At 71.2% G+C, this 19,072-nt stretch carries 17 protein-coding genes and 1 tRNA gene; 12 read left to right on the top strand and 6 right to left on the bottom strand.

Going from position 1 to position 19,072, the window contains the following annotated elements; genetic code table 11:
* From BIU89_RS13835 to BIU89_RS13805, 7 genes are all read left to right on the top strand, one after another.
* Positions 1-1,488 (top strand): malate:quinone oxidoreductase, encoded by a 1,488-nt coding sequence (locus tag BIU89_RS13835; protein ID WP_083404379.1) that lies wholly within the window; start codon positions 1-3, stop codon positions 1,486-1,488.
* A 58-nt stretch (positions 1,489-1,546) separates the two neighbouring features.
* Complete coding sequence (locus BIU89_RS13830) at positions 1,547-2,665, top strand: Rv2578c family radical SAM protein (RefSeq protein WP_071247336.1); 1,119 nt, start codon at positions 1,547-1,549, stop codon at positions 2,663-2,665.
* Between the two features lie 170 nt (positions 2,666-2,835).
* Positions 2,836-4,056 (top strand): sensor histidine kinase, encoded by a 1,221-nt coding sequence (locus BIU89_RS18655; RefSeq protein ID WP_071247335.1) that lies wholly within the window; start codon positions 2,836-2,838, stop codon positions 4,054-4,056.
* Positions 4,053-5,285: a hypothetical protein gene (locus tag BIU89_RS13820; RefSeq protein WP_071247334.1), complete on the top strand. Its 1,233-nt coding sequence runs from the start codon at positions 4,053-4,055 to the stop codon at positions 5,283-5,285. The genes BIU89_RS18655 and BIU89_RS13820 overlap by 4 nt, the downstream gene beginning before the upstream one ends.
* Positions 5,272-5,973, top strand: coding sequence for a response regulator transcription factor (locus tag BIU89_RS13815; RefSeq protein WP_071247332.1), 702 nt, complete (start codon positions 5,272-5,274; stop codon positions 5,971-5,973). Before BIU89_RS13820 ends, BIU89_RS13815 begins: the two co-directional genes overlap by 14 nt.
* Positions 5,973-6,599, top strand: coding sequence for a thymidine kinase (locus BIU89_RS13810; protein WP_071247330.1), 627 nt, complete (start codon positions 5,973-5,975; stop codon positions 6,597-6,599). The genes BIU89_RS13815 and BIU89_RS13810 overlap by 1 nt, the downstream gene beginning before the upstream one ends.
* A 253-nt stretch (positions 6,600-6,852) precedes the next feature.
* Positions 6,853-7,899, top strand: coding sequence for an LLM class flavin-dependent oxidoreductase (locus BIU89_RS13805; RefSeq protein ID WP_071247328.1), 1,047 nt, complete (start codon positions 6,853-6,855; stop codon positions 7,897-7,899).
* 80 nt (positions 7,900-7,979) lie between these two features.
* On the opposite strand, the gene BIU89_RS13800 is transcribed toward BIU89_RS13805, so the two are convergent.
* From BIU89_RS13800 to BIU89_RS13780, 5 genes are all read right to left on the bottom strand, one after another.
* The gene (locus tag BIU89_RS13800; RefSeq protein WP_071247326.1) at positions 7,980-8,597 is read right to left on the bottom strand and encodes a response regulator transcription factor; all 618 of its coding nucleotides are present in this window, start codon (positions 8,595-8,597) and stop codon (positions 7,980-7,982) included.
* Entirely contained in the window at positions 8,594-9,628 is a 1,035-nt protein-coding gene (locus tag BIU89_RS13795; RefSeq protein ID WP_083404378.1) for a sensor histidine kinase, read from the bottom strand. The genes BIU89_RS13800 and BIU89_RS13795 overlap by 4 nt, the downstream gene beginning before the upstream one ends.
* 157 nt (positions 9,629-9,785) lie before the next feature.
* Positions 9,786-9,859 (bottom strand) — tRNA-Pro (locus BIU89_RS13790).
* Positions 9,860-9,952: 93 nt separating this feature from the next.
* On the bottom strand, positions 9,953-10,909 hold the full coding sequence (locus BIU89_RS13785; RefSeq protein WP_071247322.1) for a metallophosphoesterase: 957 nt from the start codon (positions 10,907-10,909) through the stop codon (positions 9,953-9,955).
* Positions 10,906-13,470 carry a transglycosylase domain-containing protein gene (locus tag BIU89_RS13780; RefSeq protein ID WP_071247319.1) on the bottom strand — a complete coding sequence of 855 codons (2,565 nt, stop codon included), beginning with the start codon at positions 13,468-13,470 and terminating at the stop codon, positions 10,906-10,908. Before BIU89_RS13780 ends, BIU89_RS13785 begins: the two co-directional genes overlap by 4 nt.
* Positions 13,471-13,520: 50 nt before the next feature.
* On the opposite strand from BIU89_RS13780, the gene BIU89_RS18240 reads away from it, so the two are divergent.
* Together BIU89_RS18240 and BIU89_RS13775 are read left to right on the top strand one after the other, a co-directional pair.
* On the top strand, positions 13,521-13,679 hold the full coding sequence (locus BIU89_RS18240; RefSeq protein WP_017888699.1) for a DUF4177 domain-containing protein: 159 nt from the start codon (positions 13,521-13,523) through the stop codon (positions 13,677-13,679).
* Positions 13,676-14,137, top strand: coding sequence for a RidA family protein (locus tag BIU89_RS13775; RefSeq protein WP_071247317.1), 462 nt, complete (start codon positions 13,676-13,678; stop codon positions 14,135-14,137). Before BIU89_RS18240 ends, BIU89_RS13775 begins: the two co-directional genes overlap by 4 nt.
* 80 nt (positions 14,138-14,217) lie before the next feature.
* On the opposite strand, the gene acs is transcribed toward BIU89_RS13775, so the two are convergent.
* Entirely contained in the window at positions 14,218-16,170 is a 1,953-nt protein-coding gene (gene acs, locus BIU89_RS13770; protein ID WP_071247315.1) for an acetate--CoA ligase, read from the bottom strand.
* Between the two features lie 816 nt (positions 16,171-16,986).
* Here acs and BIU89_RS13765 point away from each other — a divergent pair.
* The 3 genes from BIU89_RS13765 to BIU89_RS13755 all read left to right on the top strand — a co-directional run bounded on the left by BIU89_RS13765 (position 16,987) and on the right by BIU89_RS13755 (position 19,070).
* The gene (locus BIU89_RS13765; RefSeq protein ID WP_027466405.1) at positions 16,987-17,916 is read left to right on the top strand and encodes a CpaF family protein; all 930 of its coding nucleotides are present in this window, start codon (positions 16,987-16,989) and stop codon (positions 17,914-17,916) included.
* Positions 17,913-18,746, top strand: a complete 834-nt coding sequence (locus BIU89_RS13760; RefSeq protein ID WP_071247313.1) for a type II secretion system F family protein — start codon at positions 17,913-17,915, stop codon at positions 18,744-18,746. The genes BIU89_RS13765 and BIU89_RS13760 overlap by 4 nt, the downstream gene beginning before the upstream one ends.
* Before the next feature lie 84 nt (positions 18,747-18,830).
* Positions 18,831-19,070, top strand: coding sequence for a DUF4244 domain-containing protein (locus BIU89_RS13755; RefSeq protein ID WP_027466407.1), 240 nt, complete (start codon positions 18,831-18,833; stop codon positions 19,068-19,070).
* Positions 19,071-19,072 lie beyond the last annotated feature (2 nt).

Genomic DNA, 19,072 nt, shown 5'->3' with positions numbered 1-19,072 from the left:
GTGGCAGAGCAGCAGGTGGACCCCATCGACGTCGTCCTGATCGGCGGAGGCATCATGAGTGCCACGCTCGGGGCCATCATCCACAAGCTCGAGCCCAGCTGGAAGATCCGCGTGTACGAGCGGCTCGGCACGGTTGCGCAGGAGTCCTCGAACCCGTGGAACAACGCCGGTACCGGGCACTCGGCACTGTGCGAGCTGAACTACACGCCGGAACTGCCGGACGGCCGTGTCGACATCGCGAAGGCCGTCACGGTCAACGAGCAGTTCCAGGTCTCGCGGCAGTTCTGGGCGCACCTGGTCGAGACCGGTGTGCTGCCGGAGCCGTCGAACTTCATCAACCCCACGCCGCACATCTCGTTCGTCTGGGGCGAGGCCAACGTCGCCTACATGCGTGCTCGGTACGAGGCCATGCGTGACCACCCGCTCTTCGCGGGCATCGAGTTCTCGGACGACCCGGCGCAGATCCGGAAGTGGGCGCCGGCGCTCATCCCCGGCCGCAAGAAGGACCAGCCGATCGCGGCGACCTACTCGGCGGCCGGCTCGGACGTCGACTTCGGGTCGCTCACCCGCCAGCTCTTCGACCAGCTCGAGATCGACGGTGTCGAGTTCGAACCCTCGCACCAGGTCACCAACCTGACCCGCTCGAAGGTGTCCGAGGGCTGGGTGCTCAACGTCCGCAACGAGATCGGCCGGTCGCCGCAGCGCATCGCCGCGAAGTTCGTCTTCGTCGGCGCCGGCGGCGGAGCCCTGCACCTGCTGCAGAAGTCCGGCATCCCGGAGATCCGGGGCTACGGCGGCTTCCCGGTGTCGGGCGAGTTCCTGCGCACCGACGACCCCGAGGTGGTGCAGAAGCACTCGGCCAAGGTCTACGGCAAGGCCAGTGTCGGCGCCCCGCCGATGTCGGTGCCGCACCTCGACACCCGCATCGTCGACGGTGGTTCGTCGCTGATGTTCGGGCCGTACGCCGGGTTCAGCCCGAAGTTCCTGAAGCAGGGCTCGGTCCTCGACCTGTTCCGCTCGATCCGGCCGCACAACCTCCGCCCGATGCTGAGTGTCGCGTTCTCGAACTTCGACCTGGTCCGCTACCTGGTCGGCCAGCTCCTCGCGTCGAAGCACACCAAGTTCGAGGCGCTCCGTGACTTCATGCCGAGCGCCGAGCCCGAGCACTGGCACCGCATCACCGCTGGGCAGCGCGTCCAGGTGATCAAGCCCGACAAGGACAAGGGCGGCGTGCTGCAGTTCGGCACCGAGGTCATCACCGCCGCCGACGGTTCGATCGCGGGGCTGCTCGGGGCGTCGCCGGGAGCCTCGACCGCCGTGCCGATCATGCTCACGATGCTGCACCGGTGCTTCCCGGACCGCTGGGACGCCTGGCAGGACGACGTCCGAGCGATGGTGCCGACCTACGGGCAGGACCTCGGCGACGACCCGGAGCTGGCGGACGCCACGCTCGAGCGCACCGCGAAGGTGCTCGGCCTGCACCACTGAGGACTGCCCCGGACCGCTCCGGCTTGCGGTCCCTTCGAACGTGTGTTCGAATGACGGCATGCGGTGGAGTGGACAGGCGATCGATGCCGAGCAGAGTGACGCGCTGCCCGGGATGGAGTCGAACAGCGGGTTCGTCCGGAGCGTGACGACACCCGAGTTCGCCGGGGTGACCTTCCACGAGGTCCTGGCGAAGAGCGCCCTGAACCGGGTGCCGAGCGCGGACGGCTCGGGGACGTACGGCTGGACGATCAACCCGTACCGCGGGTGCAGCCACGCCTGCGTGTACTGCTTCGCCCGCCCGACGCACACGTACCTGGAGTTCGACGGCGGCGCCGACTTCGACCAGCAGATCGTGGTGAAGACGAACGTCGCCGAGGTTCTGCGGCGTGAGCTCGGCAAGCCCTCGTGGGACGGCCACCCGGTGGCGCTCGGCACGAACACCGACCCGTACCAGCGGGCCGAGGGGCGGTACCGCCTGATGCCCGGTGTGATCGAGGCGCTGGCGGAGTCGCGCACCCCGTTCAGCATCCTGACGAAGGGCACGCTGCTGCGCCGCGACCTCCCGCTGCTGGTCGAGGCGGCGAAGGTGGTGCCGGTCGATCTCGCGATGTCGATCGCCGTGTACGACGACTCGCTGCAGCAGTCGGTCGAGTCCGGCACCCCGACGACGTCGGCCCGGCTGGCGACCGTGCGGGCCATCCGCGACGCTGGGCTCGACTGCGCGGTGTTCCTGATGCCCGTGCTGCCGTACATCACCGACACCCGCGCACACCTCGACGACGCCATCGGTCGGGCGACCGCGGCCGGCGCGACGAGCATCATGTACTCGGCGCTGCACCTGCGACCCGGCGTCAAGCCGTGGTGGTTCGAGTGGCTCGGCCGCGAGCGACCCGACCTGGTGCAGCGGTACCGCGCGATGTACCTCGACAACACCTACGCGCCGAAGGACTACCGACGGTGGCTGTCGGAGCGCATCCGCCCGATCCTGGCGGCCCACGGGGTCGGACTGGGGCGGGTGGACCCTGCGACGGGGTCGATGGGCTTCTCCGAACCGCGAACGCTGCAGTCGGGCGTGCCAGAGGAGCAGTCGGTGCCGACGGTGTCACCGCTGAAGCGCGCCGACCCCGGGTTCGACCAGCGGCTGCTCCGGCCGGCGGCGGCACAGACGCTGTTCTGAGGGGTGTCCGTCCGGGTCGTGTCCGGTCCACGTTCGGGGGACAGCAAGACCCCGGTCCGGGCCGCTATCATCGTGCGGGTCGCCGCACGGCCCCGGATTCGGGGTACACGGCCGCTGCTCCGGTGGTTGGATCGTGGACGGCGCCCTCGCCACCCGGAAGGATCCACCTCGTGCTCGGCATCCCCACGCACCTCGCACCGCGAGTGAACGCGTGGTCGACCGTGCGCGCATTCCACGCCGGCGCCATCGGGTCCCTGTTGGCCGCGGCCATCACGCTCGTGCTCTACGGCCTGTCCGAGCCCGGGGTGCAGGTCGTCGGCACCGCGCTGGCGGTCGTCCCGATGCTCGCCATGATCGGCGTGCACGTGCAGTTCGGCACCCGGGTCTCGGCGATCGCGTTCCTGGCCGTCGGCGGTGTCTGCGCCTGGTGGTTCGCCGTCGGGGTCCAGCAGCAGGTGCCGACCGGGTGGGTGACCTCGTACCTGATGTCCCTCGTCGTGATCCCGCTCATCCTGGTCGGGGGAGCGGGGGCCGTGCCGAGCCGCGTCGTGCTGTGGTCCTTCGTGGGCTTCCTGACCGGACGACTCGCCACCTGGATCGCCATCGTGCAGGCCGACCAGTCGCCCCGTCCGCTCATCCTGGCGTGGGTCACCCTGGGCTTCGTGGTCGCGCTCGTGCTCTTCACCACCCGCAGCACGGGCCGGAGCGAACGGGTGCAGCCCGAACTCCTGCGCTCCGCGCGCGAAGAACACGTGTCCGCCTACCGCGCCGGGGTCGAGGCCGAGGCGTCCGCGATCCTGCACGACACCGTGCTCAACCACCTGGGCGCCATCGCCCTCGCGCCGGACGGCCCGATGGACCCGCACCTCGCCGAGACGGTCGACGCCGACGTCGCGGTGCTCACCGGCAAGGGGTGGCTCGCGCCGACCGCCCGCCCGCGTCCCGGGGCCGCGGCCGAGGCGTTCGGCGCCATGGTCGACGTGCACCGGACGCTCGGACTCGACGTCACCGTCTCCGGTGACACCTCCGCGCTGGAACGCCTGGACCAGCGTGCACTGTCGGCGGTCGTCCGCGCCGTCGGCCAGTGCCTGGCCAACGTGCGGAAGCACGCGGGGACCGACGCCGCCGAGGTGAGCGTGTTCGACGACAGCGCCTCCTGCACCGTCATGGTCGTCGACGACGGTCGTGGGTTCGACGAGGACGCCACCGGAGCCGACCGGATGGGCCTCCGCGGCTCGGTGCGTGAGCGGATCGGCCGGGTCGGTGGCGACGTCCAGATCTGGTCGTCGCCCGGCTCCGGCACGAGCGTCATGATGACCGTGCCGTACGGACCGGTCACCGGCGCGGTCACCGTACCGGTGGTCAGCGACGAGCGGGGGACCGAGCGATGACGACGGCACGGCAGCGCGGGTCCCGCCGCACCGCGCAGCAGTACGACCCGCTCGGCGCGATGGGGTCGCGGCCCCTGGCCCTCGTGCTCGGGGCCGGCAGCGTCGTCTGGGCCCTGCTCGTGTCGATCTTCGACCGCGACGTCGTGGGCAGCCCCACACTCAGCGCCCTCACGGTGCTGCTCGTCGCGGCCTCGGGGGTGGTGGTGCTCGCTGCCTCGAGCCCGTTCCGTGCGCCGTTCCCGCGTTCGGCGTTCGTCGCGCACGTGGGGTTGCTCGGCCTGGCGTCGGTCACGAGCGTCGCGGCGCAGTGGGGGCCGGACCGCAGTGCCCTGAACGACTTCATGTCCCTGATCACCGCGACCGGCATCGTCATGGTCGCCCCGTACCGCCCGTGGACCGACCTGACGATCGGCGGAGTCGTCCTGGCCGCGGTGAACGCCGTGACCTGGGGTGCGGGCGCCGCGGAGTTCCCGCACGAGGTGCCGGTCGCCGTCGCGGCGTTCCTGGCCGCGGCCCCGACGCTCGTGCTGACCGCCGCGTCCGCGGTGTTCGCCTGGACCTTCGCGGGGCTCGCCGAACGGGTGCAGATCCGTGCCGGGTCATACTCCGTCGCGCGCGCCGAGCGGGACGGCATCGCGGCGAGCGTGCAGCAGGACCGCTCGACGATCCTGTCCCGCGACGTCGCCCCGTTCTTCGCCGAGCTCCGCACGCGCGACGTCATCACCGACGCCGACCGTGCCCGTGCCCGCGCGATCGCCGACGGCATCCGGGCGTCCATGGTCGCCGACGCCGATCGCACCTGGTTCGAGCACGCCGTCCGGGTCGACGGCGGCCAGGCGCCGGTGGTCGACGACCCCGACGGCCTCATCGCGACGCTCGACACCGACCAGCGGGCGGTCGTCCGCACGTTCGTCCGCGCGGCCCTCCGTGCCTCGACCGTCGACCCGGCCGGCTTCCGCGCGACGGTGCGACGAGCACACACGGTGGCGGACCCGGCCGCCCAGGCGGCGTCCCTGGCAGCGTCGGCGCCCCTTGCCGCCCGGCCCGCGCAGTTGCCCGCACCCGCTCGTGTGTCCGTCGACATGGAGCTCGCCGTGGCGGACTCCGACATCGGCATCCACCGCACCTTCGACCCCTACTTCGCCGTCCTCCGCGTGACGTTCCCCGACCTCGACGTCGCGGTCCGCCCTTCCGCCCTCGCACTAAGGTTCTCCTATGACCAGCACTGACCCGAACAGGCTCTCGGAGGGGTTGCCGTCCCTCCCGAACCCGGGAGCACGACGTGTGCGGCTGGCCATCCTCGACGACCACGAGGTGCTGCTGGACAGCCTGTCGAGCTGGATCGCGGTGAACGCGTTCGACTTCGACCTGGCCCTGACCGCGCACACCTGGCTCGAGATGGTCCACAGCGACAGCTTCCCGACCGACCTGGTGTTCCTGGACTTCCAGCTCAAGGAACCCGTCTCGATCGAGGCCCGCGTCCGCACCTGCCGTGCCGCCGGCGCGAAGGTGATCGTGCTCTCGAGCGTCGACAGCCGTGAGTCCCGCGACCGTGCCCTGGCCGCCGGTGCCGCGGCGTTCCTGTCGAAGTCGCTCCCGATGCGCGAGGTCATGGACGTCGCCCGCGAGATCATGGGCGTCGCCCGCGAGACCCCGCAGCCCCGGGAGTGGCGTCCGCTGCCGACGGGCGCCGCCGCCCACCAGCGGCCGAAGCTCAGCGCCGGTGAAGAAGAGGCGCTCCGGCTCTACGTGTCCGGCTACTCGACGAACGAGGTCGCCGCGCAGATGAACGTGCAGTACGAGACCGCCAAGACCTACCTGCGTCGCGTGCGCGAGAAGTACAGCAAGGTGGGCCGCCCCGCCTCGAAGAAGTCCGACCTCATCCGGCGGGCCGCCGAGGACGGGTTCCTCGCGTAGTGGCGAAGCTCTACTTCCGCTACGGCGCGATGAACAGCGGCAAGAGCACGGGCCTGCTGCAGGCCGCGTACAACTACGAGGAGCGCGGGCACCGGGTGCTGCTCGCCAAGCCCGCCGTGGACACCAAGGGCGACCGTGAGATCGTCTCGCGCCTGGGCGTCACCCGGACCGTCGACATCGTCTTCTCCCCGGACGCCGACGTGCGCCAGGCCGTCACCGCGGCCGGCGCCGTCGACCCCGAGTCGGACCGCCTGGACGGCATGGTGCGGCCCGTCAGCTGCGTGCTCGTCGACGAGGCGCAGTTCCTCACCCCGCGGCAGGTCGACGACCTGCTGCGCATCGCGGTGCTCGACGAGATCCCGGTCATCACGTACGGCATCCGCACGGACTTCCGCACCGAGGCGTTCCCCGGCAGCGCCCGACTGCTCGAGGTCGCGCACTCCCTTGAAGAACTGAAGACCATCTGTCGCTGCGGCCGCAAGGCGGTCTTCAACGCCCGCACGGTCGACGGTCGGTTCGTCTTCGACGGCTCCCAGGTCGCGATCGACGGCGTCGACGTCGCCTACGAGTCGCTCTGCGCCAACTGCTACCTGACGGAGTCCGGCGGCCGCCTCGACGGCGCCTGACCACTCGGCGCCCGAGACGCCACCGAAGGGCGGCCTGGAGGCGCGGTACGGACCCCGCCACGGGCCTCCAGTCCGCTGCACGGTGCGTCCAGGGCGCGCCGCACGCGTCCGCCGAGTGGTCGCGAACCGTCGCTGCCGCGACCTCCAGGCGACGCCTGGTGACCCGTCGGCGGCCGGGCGACGGCATGTCCTGACCGGTCGACGTCCCGGTCCCGAGTGGAATGCGGGCGGGCCCGCGTGCGTTGGTGACCACATGACCGACGACACCCTGCACCTGTCCGTCCTCGACCTGGCCACCCGCGAGTACGGCCAGTCCAACACCGAGGCCCTGCAGGGGTCCATCGACATGGCCGTGCACGCCGAGCAGCTCGGGTACGAGCGGTTCTGGGTCGCCGAGCACCACGGGATGCCGGGCATCACGTCCTCGGCCCCGGCGGTGCTGCTGAGCGCCGTGGGTGCGGCCACCTCGACCATCCGCATCGGTTCGGGTGGCGTCATGCTGCCGAACCACGCGCCCCTCGTCGTCGCCGAGCAGTTCGGCACGCTCCGTGCCCTGTACGGCGACCGGGTCGACCTCGGGCTCGGGCGCGCTCCCGGCACCGACGGCGCGACGGCGATGGCCCTCCGTCGCACGGACCGACTCGACGTCGACGACTTCCCGGACCGCCTGGCCGACCTGATCGGGTTCTTCACCGGCATGGGCGCGGAGAACCCGCTCGCCGGCATCCGCGCCGTGCCGGGCTACGGCGACGTGCCGGAGTTCTGGCTGCTCGGGTCCTCGGGCTACAGCGCCCAGGTCGCCGGTGCGCTCGGCATCTCCTTCGCGTTCGCCCACCACTTCGCGTCGGACAACACCGAGGCCGCGCTCGCCCTGTACCGCGACTCGTTCCGTCCGTCGCGCTTCCGCGAGACGCCGAACGCGCTGATCGGCGTGCAGGTCGTCACCGACGAGGACCCCGCCGTCATCGACGAGCAGAGCGCCCCGGGCATGATCTCGTTCATCCGGATGCGCTCGGGCCGGAAGCCCGAGCCGGTGTCGATGGACGAGGCGCGTGCCTACGAGTTCAACGACCTCGAGCGTCGGTTCATCGCGGCCCGCACCGAGCGTCAGGCCTACGGCAACGCCGAGCAGGTCGCGGAGAAGATCAACGCACTCGTGGCGTCGACCGGGGCGAACGGCGTGATCGTGTCGCCCGGTGCTGCGCAGGCGCGGTACCGGCACCAGGCGCTCGACGTCGTGGCCGGGCTGCACGCCGCCGGCAAGCTCGAGCCCGCGGGCGCGGCTGCTGCGTCCGTCTAGTCCGGGTCGCTTCGTGAGCAGGAATGGTCGGGTGTCCACTGGGCACCCGACCATTGCTGCTCACGGAGTTCCGCGGAGCCTCAGGTGAGCAGGCCCAGACGCGTGGCCGCGGCGACCGCACCGACGCGGGAGCCGACGTCGAGCTTGCGGAACACGTTGTAGACGTGCCGCTTGACGGTGCCGATCGCGAGCTGCAGGTCGGCGGCGATCTCGGCGTTGGTGCGTGCGGCGGCGACGAGTCGCAGGACCTCGAGCTCGCGGTCGCTCAGCGGTGAGCCGGCACGGGCCTCCGTGACCAGGTCGACGGGGAACGTGACCGGAGCCGCGTCGGCATGTGCCGCACGCGCGATCCGGTCGACGAGTTCGCGGCTCGGGGTGTCCTTCGTGACGAAGTCGACCGCGCCGGCGTCGAGCAGGGTGCGGCGGAGGACCGCGTCCCGGTGCATCGTGAGCACCACCACCCGGATGTCCGGGCGGGTGCGGCGGATCGTGGCGATCGTCGTCCGTGCCGGAGGACCGTCCAGCTCGACGTCGAGCAGCAGGACGTCGACCGCGGCGGCCTCGGGGGAGTCGAGCACCTCGGCCGGTCGCTCGCCGTGTGCGACGACGCGGATCGTGGGGACCGCGGCCAGGATGGTGGCGAGCCCTTCACGGAACAGCCGGTGGTCGTCGACGATGGCGACGTGGGTGACGGTCACAGGGTGCCCCTCGGGATCCTCAGGCGGACGGTGGTGCCGTGCTGTCGGCTGCCGCGGGTGCTCTCGACGTCGAGCCGAGCGCCGATCACCGCGGCACGCTCCCGCATCGTCTGCTGCCCGAGGCGACCGTCGGCATCGCGCTGTACGTCGAAGCCCGGACCGTCGTCGGTCACCGTCACCACCACGGCCGCGGGCGACCACACGAAGCGCACCGAGGCCGTCGACCCCGGGGCGTGCTTGCTGCGGTTCGTGAGCGCCTCGAGCAGGATCGTCAGCGCTTCCTCCGCCTGCCAGTTCGGCAGCGGGCCGGAGGTGCCCGTCGACTCGATGGACAGGTGGTCGTCGTCGGGGAACAGGTCGTGCACGTGGCGGCGGAGCGCGTCGTCCAGCAGTGCGTCACCGACGCGGGCGTGCAGGCTCACCGCGAGGTCCTGCACGTCGCCGAGTGCACTCCGGAGCAACCGTGCCGCGTCGTCGAGCTGTGCGGCGCGCTCGTCCGAGGGCGGGTCCGTCAGCAGGACGAGGTCGAGGCGCTGCAACCCGGCGAGGATGCCGTGTGCCACGCGGTCGTGCAGGTCTCGCGCGATCTGCGTGCGGGAGTCCAGGTGTGCCGTGGTGACACGCTGGCGCAGCGCCTCCGTGTACGCGACCGCTCCGGCCGGGAACCGGCTCCAGATGCCGGCGTGCAGGGCCCTGGTGGCCCGCAGGACCTCGGCGGTGGACACCGCGCCGACCTCGTCGACGAAGACCGGCAGGTAGGCGTCGAAGAGCATCTCCGCCGCGAGCATCGCGCCGGCCGGGTGCTGGGCGTGCTCGGCGTGCAGACTACCGGTCGCCAGGTGCTCGGGGTCGAGGAACGTGTGGCTCACGACGCTGCCGTCGGTCCCCGCCGCGTAGCGCTCGTGGGCCTCGGCGATCATCGACGTGACGTTCTCCGTCAGGTTCCCCGCGAGCACCGGGTCGTCCGCGATGTCGGGGAACTCCGCAGCGATCGTGGTGAGCACGGCGGCGAGGGGATGGTCGTTCTGCATGGCGCTTGCGAGCGTAGCGGGAGGTGGTGCTCGCAGCGGGGGACGCACGGACCGAGTGGGTCGTGCGACCCATCGGACGGTCGAGCTGCGCCCGGGAAAAGCAGAAGGCCCTGGTTCCGGAGAACCAGGGCCTTCTTCGTACTGTCTCAACACAGTGTCGGGGTGACAGGATTTGAACCTGCGACCTCCTCGTCCCGAACGAGGCGCGCTACCAAGCTGCGCCACACCCCGCGGTGTGATCACTCCGTACCGGAGCAACCCGACAATACTATCCGATGATCCAGGGTGCTCACGACCATCCGGCGAACTCCCGGGCGAGTCGGGTCAGGACGCCCGTGCGGAGAGGGTGACCACGACCGCCTCGGGTCGGCAGGCGAACCGGACGGGCGCGTAGATCGAGGTGCCGAGGCCCGCGGAGACCTCGAGCCACGACCAGTGGTTGCGGTGCTCCCACTTGTGCAGCCCGCTGGCGTACCGGCGGGGGAGGTCGCTGTTCGTGACGAGCGCACCGACCCCGGGGACCGCCACCTGACCGCCGTGGGTGTGCCCGGCGAAGATGACGTCGGCGCCCTGGGTCACGAAGGCATCGAGCACGCGACGGTAGGGGGCGTGCGTGACACCGATCGCGACCGGCGCGGGGCCGTCCTCGTCCTCGGACCACGGCACGTCACTGCGCATCTCGTCGACGTTGGTGGGGAGCAGGTCGAGCCGGTCCCAGTCGCGGTGCGCGTCCGAGGTGCCGAACAGCTCGAAGCGGGAGCCGCGGAGTTCGATCGCGTGCGCCTGGTCGTTCAGATCGAGCCAGCCGAGCGACTCGAAGAACGCCGTCTGCCGATCGATGTCGAGCCCGACTGGCTCCGCGGCCTTGTGCATCCGGCTCGGCCCGGAGAAGTACTTGAGCGGGTTGCGCGGGGAGGGCCCGAAGAAGTCGTTCGACCCGTAGGCGAAGACCCCGGGCACGCCGCGGAACGGCTCGAGCGCGTACTCCACGGCGGCGTTCGCGGTCGCGTGGCCGAGGTTGTCCCCGGTGTTCACGATGAAGTCCGGTTCGACCAGGCTCAGGTCGCGCAGCCACTGCTGCTTGTCGGCCTGCCACGGAGCCATGTGGATGTCGGACAGGTGCAGGACGGTGACGTCGCGGGAGCCCGGCGGGAGCACCGGGACGGTCTCCCACCGGATCCCGAAACGGCGACGCTCGACGAGCGAACCCCACGCTGCCGACGCGGCACCGACGGCCGCGCCGGCTGCGAGGACCCCGAGTGCGGTGCGACCGCGGGTCACTTGCAGTCCTTGGGCGCCTTGCCGTTCTTGTCGCCGTACAGGGTCAGCGTGACCGTCGAGTCCTTGTTGGCGTCGGTGTGCACGCCGGGCTCGACCGAGGCGACACGGCACTCCTTGTCGCCGCCGCCCTTCGCGTACTGCTCGGCGATGGCGACGTTCGTCAGCCCGACCTGGTTCAGCTGGGCGCGTGCGTCAGAGAGGGGCTTGCCCGTCACCGACGGCACGGTGATCTGCGACCCGTCGGAGGTGTAGACGGTGACGCTCGACCCGGACGACAGCAGCGAACCGGCCGACGGTGAGGTCGAGGTCACGGTTCCGGCCTTGCCGGCGCCCGGCTGCGCGCCGCCGTCGACGTAGGTGAAGCCGGCACCCGAGATCGCGGCGCGGGCCTCGTCGGCCGTCTTGCCGCGGAGGTCCGGCAGCGCCTTGCTGTTGCCGCGGAGGGCGGAGGTGTTCGGGTCGGTGAAGGCACCGGCGGGGTAGGCGGCGTTGATCGGGGTCATCGCCTGCTGCCACACGCTCGCTCGGACACCGGCGTACGTGCCGTTGACCCCGTTGCTGTAGTGCCGCAGGTTGTTGAGCTTGCCGTCGGTGTTGCCCTGCCAGTACGCCGTCGCGACCCGCGAGCTCGACCCGACGAGCCAGATCTGGTTCGCGGTGTCGGTGGTACCCGTCTTGGCGAACAGCTGGGTACCGTCCGGGGTCTGCGCGCCGCGGGCGGTACCGCTGGCGATCGTGCCCTTCATGGCGTAGACAGCGGCGTGGGCGACCTCGGGGTCGAGCACCTGCTTGCAGTCCTTGGTCTGTCCGCCGAGCTGCTTGCCGCTGGGGGAGGTGACCTGCTCGATGGCGATCGGCTTGCAGTAGATGCCGTTGTTCGCGACGGCGGCGTAGGCGGCTGCCATCGTCATCGGAGCGATCTCGTTGACGCCGAGGACGGACGACGGGGTGTACTGCAGTTCGCCGCCGTCGGCGCGGTGCACGCCGAGGGACTCCGCCGTGTCGCGGATGTCGCACAGGTCGAGCTTCTGCGCCATGTTCAGGAACGCCAGGTTGATGGAGCCGGCGGTCGCGGCGGCCACCGTGTAGTTGCCGCTCTCGCCGGGGCTGTCGTTCTTCGGGTTGTAGTTGCCCGCGGTGATCGGTGACCCACAGGCGGTCCAGCCGGACGACATGTTCCGTGGTGCGCCGCTGACGACCTCGTTGAGACCGTGACCAGCCTTGAGCCAGGCGAGGAGCGTGAACAGCTTGTACGTCGAGCCGGTCTGGAAGCCGCCGGAGTTGCCGTACTTGTAGTCGACGCTGTAGTTGATCGAGGTCGACGTCGGCGCGGACTTCAGGGACTGGTCGTAGTCCTTGTTCTGCGCCATCGTCAGGATGCGACCGGTGCCCGCCTCGATCGAGTTGAGCGTGGCCCCCAGCGCCAGGCCGGTCTCGGCCTTGTTGTCGTAGGTGTTGACGAGCCGCTTCTGCTCGGCGTTCAGGTCGATGTTCAGCGTCGTCTGGATCTTGTAGCCGCCGTTGCGCCACGCGGTGTCACGGGCCTTCTGCGACGATCCGAGCTGCGACATCTCCTTGACGACCTTGACGGCGTAGTCGCAGAAGAACTGCGATCCGTCGCCGACCGACGCCCGGCACCCCTGCGAGGGCTGGGTCAGGCGGACGTAGTCCTTCGGGTTCGAGGCGACGGCCTGGTCGTACTCGGCCTTCGTCAGGTTCTTCTGGGCGTACATCGACTTCAGGATGACGTCGCGCCGGGCGACGTTCGCCTCGTACTTCTTCGGGTTCGACAGGTTGCGCGCCTCGGGGTACTGCACGATGGCGAGCAGTGACGCCGCCTCGGCCGGGGTCAGGTCCGTCGCGCTCTTGTTGTAATAGTGCTGCGCGGCGGCCTGCACGCCGTACGTCTGGTCGCCGAAGTAGGCGATGTTCAGGTAGGCGGTGAGGATCTCCTTCTTGGAGTACTTCTTCGCCAGCCCGATCGCGAGCTTCATCTCCTCGAGCTTGCGGGGGATGGTCTGCTCGACTGCCTCGTTGTAGGCCTTGACCTGCTCCTTCTTCGTGGGGAGCTCGAGGGCCTGCTGCATCTTGATGTTGCGGACGAGCTGCATCGTCAGCGTGGAGCCACCGCCGGAATCGCCGAGACCGCCCGCGAGGCTGCCGACACCGGCGCGGACGAGGGACGTCATGTCGACGCCGCCGTGGTCGTAGAAGCGCTTGTCCTCGCCGTCGATCGCGGCGTTCTTGAGCTGTTCGCTGATCTGGTCGAACTTCAGCTCTTCGCGGTTCTGGTCGTACACGGTCGCGAAGTGCACGGACTTGCCGCCCGAGTACGCGTAGACCTCGTTGCGCTGCGGGAGGTCACCGATCTCGATGTACTCCGGCAGGGACTCGAACACGCCGATGGTGGACGTCGTCGTGACACCGGCGACCGCGATGGCCGGGGTGACACCGATCGTGACGAGCAGGCCGGCGAGGGCACTGAACCCGACGAATCCGATGAAGGCGCCGACTGCTGAGACGGGCTTGGTCCGCGATGCAGACGTCTTCTGGGCAGACATAGGATGCAGCCTAAACGACACCCCCGACTGAAAGGCTGGCAAGGAACCGCATGACTCGCTGGGAGTACTTCACCACGCCGCTGATGATCCACAACACCACCGCGATCCTCAACAACTACGGGGACGAGGGTTGGGAACTGGTCCAGATCGTCACCGGACCCGAGGGCGGTCTCGTCGCCTACCTGAAGCGCCCCAAGGCCGACGCATGAGCGTCTCCGACCGGCTCGCCGCCCTCGGCCTGACGATCCCGGCGGTCGCCGCGCCCGTCGCCGCGTACGTCCCCGCCGTCGTGACGGGGCAGTACGTCTACACGGCCGGTCAGCTGCCGTTCGTCGACGGTGCCCTGCCGGTGACCGGCAAGGTCGGCGCCGACGTCGACGCCGAGACCGCCGCCGCCCAGGCTCGTGTGGCCGCGCTGAACGCCCTGGCCGCCGTGCAGTCGGTCGCCGGGTCGCTCGACCGCGTGGCGCGGGTCGTCAAGGTCACGGTCTTCGTCGCGTCGGACCCGTCGTTCACCGGGCAGCCCGGTGTCGCGAACGGGGCGTCGACCCTGGTCGGCGAGGTCTTCGGTGACGCCGGCGTCCACGCGCGGAGCGCGGTGGGCGTCGCGGTGCTCCCACTGGACGCGCCGGTCGAGGTCGAGTTGGTGGTGGAACTCACCGCCTGACGGACCGTCAGTCGAACGCAGGACGCGAACAGGGCCTCCAGTCTGGATCTGACTGGAGGCCCTGATTCCGTCTGGCGTGACTACATGAGTTCCGAGATGGTCGCCATGATCGTCGGGTCGGCGAGTGTCGTCGTGTCGCCGATGCGGCGGCCCTCGGCCGCGTCGCGGAGCAGCCGTCGCATGATCTTGCCGGAGCGTGTCTTCGGTAGCTCCGGGACGATGACGACCTGGCGCGGCTTCGCGATGGCGCCGATCCGCTTGCCGACCCAGTTGCGGAGTTCCGCGGAAGCGGCATCGCGGTCGACGTCGGCGGCGGCCTCGGCCGTCAGGATGACGAACGCGACGACGGCCTGCCCGGTGGTCTCGTCGGCGGCACCGACCACGGCGGCCTCGGCGACGCCCTCGTGGCCGACCAGCGCGGACTCGATCTCGGCCGTCGACAGACGGTGGCCCGAGACGTTCATGACGTCGTCCACACGCCCCTGCACCCAGATGTCGCCCTGCCCGTCGAGCCGCGCACCGTCGCCGGCGAAGTAGCGGCCGGGGAACCGCGACCAGTACGTCTCGACGAACCGGTCCGGGTCGTTCCAGATCCCGCGGGCCATCGACGGCCACGGCTCGGTGATCGTCAGGTAGCCGCTCGCACCCGGGTCGGCGCGGTTGCCGTCGTCGTCGACGATCTCGGCGACGATGCCCGGCAGGGGCGTCTGCGCGGCGCCGGGCTTGAGCTTGGTGACGCCGGGCAGCGCGGAGATCATGATCGCGCCGGTCTCGGTCTGCCACCACGTGTCGACGATCGGCGTGCGGTCGTGGCCGATGACCTGCCGGTACCACTGCCACGCCTCGGGGTTGATCGGTTCGCCGACGCTGCCGAGCAGGCGGAGGGTCTCGAGGCTGCGCGCCTCGGGGATCTCGCGGCCGGCCTTCATCGCCGCGCGGACCGCCGTGGGTGCGGTGTACAGGACGGTGACGCCGTAGGCGTCGACGAGGTCCCACCAGCGCCCGGGCTTCGGTTCGTCGGGGGTGCCCTCGTAGAGCACCTGGGTGACGCCGTTGGCGAGCGGGCCGTAGACGACGTAGGAGTGGCCGGTGATCCAGCCGATGTCGGCGGTGCACCAGTAGACGTCCTTCTCCGGGTGCATGTCGAAGACGTTCTTGTGCGTGTAGGCCGCCTGGGTCAGGTAGCCGCCGGAGGTGTGCACGATGCCCTTCGGCTTCCCGGTCGTGCCCGAGGTGTACAGGATGAACAGCGGGGTCTCGGCGGGGAACGCCGGGGCCTCGTGGGTCGGTGCCGCCTTGGCGAGCTCGTCGTGCCACCAGAGGTCGCGGTCGTTCCAGGCGATCTCGTTGCCGCCGCGCTTGACGACCAGGACGTGCTCGACCGTGTCGGTGCCCTCGCCGGTCAGTGCCTCGTCGACGGCGGGCTTGAGCGGTGAGACGGCGCCGCGCCGCCATCCGCCGTCCGCGGTCACGACGAGCTTCGCGCCGGCGTCCTCGATGCGGGCGCGGAGGCTCTCCGCGCTGAACCCGCCGAAGACGACCGAGTGCACGGCGCCGATGCGGGCGACGGCGAGCATCGTCACGACGGCCTCGGGGATGAGCGGCAGGTACACGATGACCCGGTCGCCCTGGCCCACCCCGAGGTCGGTGAGCATGTTCGCGGCGCGCTGCACCTCGGCGGTCAGCTCGGCGTAGGTGATGCGGCGCGTGTCGCCGGGAGCGCCCTCGAAGTGGATCGCGACCCGGTCGCCGTTGCCGGCGCGGACGTGTCGGTCGAGGCAGTTCTCAGCGACGTTGAGCGTGCCGTCGGCGAACCACTTCGCGAACGGGGCGCCCGACCAGTCCAGGGTCTGCGTGAACGGGGTGCGCCAGTCGAGCAGGGAGCGGGACTGCTCGGCCCAGAAGGCCTCGCGGTCGGCTGCTGCCGCGTGGTGGAGGTCCTCGCCGGCGACCGCGTCGGCCACGAACTCGGGCGGCGGTGCGAAGGTCGCTCCGTCGTCGCCTCGGGGGTCGGTCTGGGTCGGAGTGGACATCGATGTCCTTTCGCGTCGTTGCGGCCTCTGGTGGCATCCGTCGTGGTTGCGTGCGTGCATCCGGGGCGGTTGCGTGCGTGCATCCGTCGCCGGTGCCTGCGTGCACCCGTTGCCGGTGCCTGCGTGCATCCGTCGCCGGTGCCTGCGTGCATCCGGAGACTACCCCTCGGCCGGGTCGGGGCGCGGCACGCCCGGACGTCGTGTCCAGAGTTGCCCTCGAGGGCCGATCGTGGGGTACAGTAGTTCCCGCTGGACTCGTTTCCGGCGGCATCGAATCGGATTCCCCCCAATCCCTCGATGTCAAGGCGGCACCTGTTCCCCCCAACCGGTGCCGCCTCTTCTGTTTCCCGGGGTCCGACTCGAGAGAGGGTTGCTCGTCGGGCGCCGTCTTGTGCCCCGATCCGCGCAGGGACGCCGGTCGCGTGGACAGACCGGTCCATGCTCGTGCATGCATTCTGCATGTTCTTGCGTAGCAGGTGCTACGCGCAGTCCGGCCGGGGGAAGCGGGGGTGGTGGGTCACCCCGAGCGCGTCGGTGTCGCATCATCGACCGGGGTACGGCTTTCTGTTTCGGGGGACAAACCGGTCCGTTGGTAGGGCACTCCGACGTTGTCCACAGAAGTGGGGACCGTCTCTCCGGGGCGGTGGCGCGCTCCCTACCGTCGGCGGCATGCCCCTGCACCGTGCTCCTCTTCTTCCCCGCGCGTCGGCGCCTGCTGCGTCGACACCGCCTGTGTCCTCGGCACCGGCGCGGCCGTTTGCTCCGTCCGCCCCCTTCCTGCCCGGAACCGCGCAGCCGACTCGTCGCCGGGCCGCCGTGGTCGTCGAGTTCGAGGAACTCGCAGCCCTGGTGACGGATGCCACCGTGACGGACGTCCTGGTGCTCGGTGGCGTCGGGACGTGGGTCGACCGCGGGACCGGCCTCGAAGCCGTCCAGCCGCGACTGACCGAAGCGCGAGCCCGCGAACTCGCGACCCGGCTCGTCGCGCTCGGCGGTCGCCACGTCGACGAGACCACCCCGTGCGCGGACGTCCGGCACGGCGACGGCGTCCGGGTGCACGTCGTCCTTGCTCCGGTGTCCGTCGGGGGCACCGCCGTGTCGATCCGGCTGCCACAGGTCCAGCGACCCTCCCTCGCCACCCTCGAGCGCGGCGGGACCTTCGCGTTCGTCCCGCGATCGGTCGTCGAGGACGCCGTCGCCGCGCGCCGGAACGTCCTGGTCACCGGCGCGACCGGCAGCGGCAAGACCACCCTGCTCGCGGCGATGCTCGGGAACGTCCCCGTCGACGAGCGCATCGTGACGGTGGAGGACGTCGCCGAGCTCCGGATCGCCCACCCGCACGTCGTCGCGCTCGAGGCGCGGCAGGCCAACGCCGAGGGGGTCGGCGCGCTCGGCCTCGACCGGCTCGTGCGCGAGGCGCTGCGGATGCGCCCCGACCGGATCGTCGTGGGGGAGTGCCGCGGCGCCGAGGTCCGCGAACTCCTCTCCGCGCTGAACACCGGGCACGACGGAGGAGCCGGCACCGTGCACGCCAACGGCATCGCCGACGTCGCCGCTCGCCTCGAAGCACTCGGCGCACTCGCCGGCCTCGGTGCCGAGGCGCTCGCCCGGCAGGCCGTCAGCGCCTTCGACCTGGTCCTGCACGTGGAACGACGAGCAGGACAGCGGCGGCTCGGCGGCGTGGGCACGTTGTGCGTCGGCCCGGACGGGAGGCTCGAGGTGCGCCCGGTGGACGGGCTGCGGTGAGCCGACCCACACCCGACGGCCCGGCGCGGGTTGCCGGGGTGCTCGACCGGGTGGCGACGCTGGTCGCGGCGGGCGTCCCGCCGCCGCGGGCCTGGCGGCTCGTCGGCGGACTGCCCGGGGCCGGAGGACCCGCGCAGCAGGACATCGTCGTCGTCCTCCGCGTGGCGGACCGGACGGGAGCGCCCGTCGCGGAGACCCTCCGTGGGCTCGCCGGCGCGCTCCGACGCGCCGCCGCCTCGGACCGCGCGATCCGGGTTGCCCTGGCCGGTCCGCGGACGAGCGCCCGGGTCGTGCTCGCGCTGCCGCTCTTCGGGCTGGGCCTCGGTGCGGCCTGGGGCGCCGGTGCCGTCCAGGTCCTGGTCGGTTCACCGGCCGGATGGGCGTGCTCGTGCACCGCGGCGGCCCTCGTCCTGGCCGGTCGGAGGTGGACCGCCCGGCTGGTCCGTTCCGCGACGCCCGACGGCCGCGTCCCCGGGGTGCTCCTCGACGCCTGGGCCGTGGCGGTCGCCGGAGGCGGGTCGTGGACCACCGCCGGGCAGGCCGTCGCCGAGGCGTCCGCGGGAGCCGCCGCGCCAGCCGGAGACCTGGACCGGCTGCGGGAGGTCCTCGACCTCGCCCGGCGTGCAGGAGTCCCCGCCGCAGGGTTGCTCCGCCGCGCCGCCGAGGACGTGCGCGACGAGGCCGCTGCCGACGGGCTTGTGGCGGCGGAACGACTGGCCGTCCGACTGGTGCTGCCACTCGGGGTCTGCGTCCTGCCGGCGTTCGTGCTCGTGGGGGTGGTGCCCGTGGTGGTGGGGGTCCTCTCCTCCACGGTGGGCGGTACTGCGTGACTTCTCCACAGATGCCACCGGGACCGCCTCGTCGACACCCCGGCCCGGACACGCTGGTCCCACCGAACAGAAAGGACGGACACCATGAGCACCACGTCATCCCCCGGCAACCGCACCCGTCGGACCATCCGCCACCGTCACCCGCGCCCCCTCGTCGCCCGCTGGGGGTCACGACTGCGGGACGACCGCGGATCGGCGACCGCCGAGTACGCGGTCGTCATCCTCGCCGCCGTGGCCTTCGCCGGTGTGCTCGTCGCCGTCATGCGCTCCGGCGAGGTCCAGACCATCCTCACCGACCTCGTCCGTGGCGCGCTCTCGCTGTGAGC

The organism is Curtobacterium sp. MCBA15_005 (assembly GCF_001864855.1).
GTDB classification, from domain to species: Bacteria; Actinomycetota; Actinomycetes; order Actinomycetales; family Microbacteriaceae; genus Curtobacterium; species Curtobacterium flaccumfaciens.
This window is presented reverse-complemented; position numbering and strand designations above follow the sequence as displayed.

Coding starts and splice junctions, on each gene's coding strand:
- BIU89_RS13775 (WP_071247317.1), top strand. CDS start 13,676: ATGAGCGTCTCCGACCGGCTCGCCGCCCTCGGCCTGACGATCCCGGCG.
- acs (WP_071247315.1), bottom strand. CDS start 16,170: ATGTCCACTCCGACCCAGACCGACCCCCGAGGCGACGACGGAGCGACC.
- BIU89_RS13830 (WP_071247336.1), top strand. CDS start 1,547: ATGCGGTGGAGTGGACAGGCGATCGATGCCGAGCAGAGTGACGCGCTG.
- BIU89_RS13805 (WP_071247328.1), top strand. CDS start 6,853: ATGACCGACGACACCCTGCACCTGTCCGTCCTCGACCTGGCCACCCGC.
- BIU89_RS13780 (WP_071247319.1), bottom strand. CDS start 13,470: ATGTCTGCCCAGAAGACGTCTGCATCGCGGACCAAGCCCGTCTCAGCA.
- BIU89_RS18240 (WP_017888699.1), top strand. CDS start 13,521: ATGACTCGCTGGGAGTACTTCACCACGCCGCTGATGATCCACAACACC.
- BIU89_RS13815 (WP_071247332.1), top strand. CDS start 5,272: ATGACCAGCACTGACCCGAACAGGCTCTCGGAGGGGTTGCCGTCCCTC.
- BIU89_RS13820 (WP_071247334.1), top strand. CDS start 4,053: ATGACGACGGCACGGCAGCGCGGGTCCCGCCGCACCGCGCAGCAGTAC.
- BIU89_RS13795 (WP_083404378.1), bottom strand. CDS start 9,628: ATGCAGAACGACCATCCCCTCGCCGCCGTGCTCACCACGATCGCTGCG.
- BIU89_RS13755 (WP_027466407.1), top strand. CDS start 18,831: ATGAGCACCACGTCATCCCCCGGCAACCGCACCCGTCGGACCATCCGC.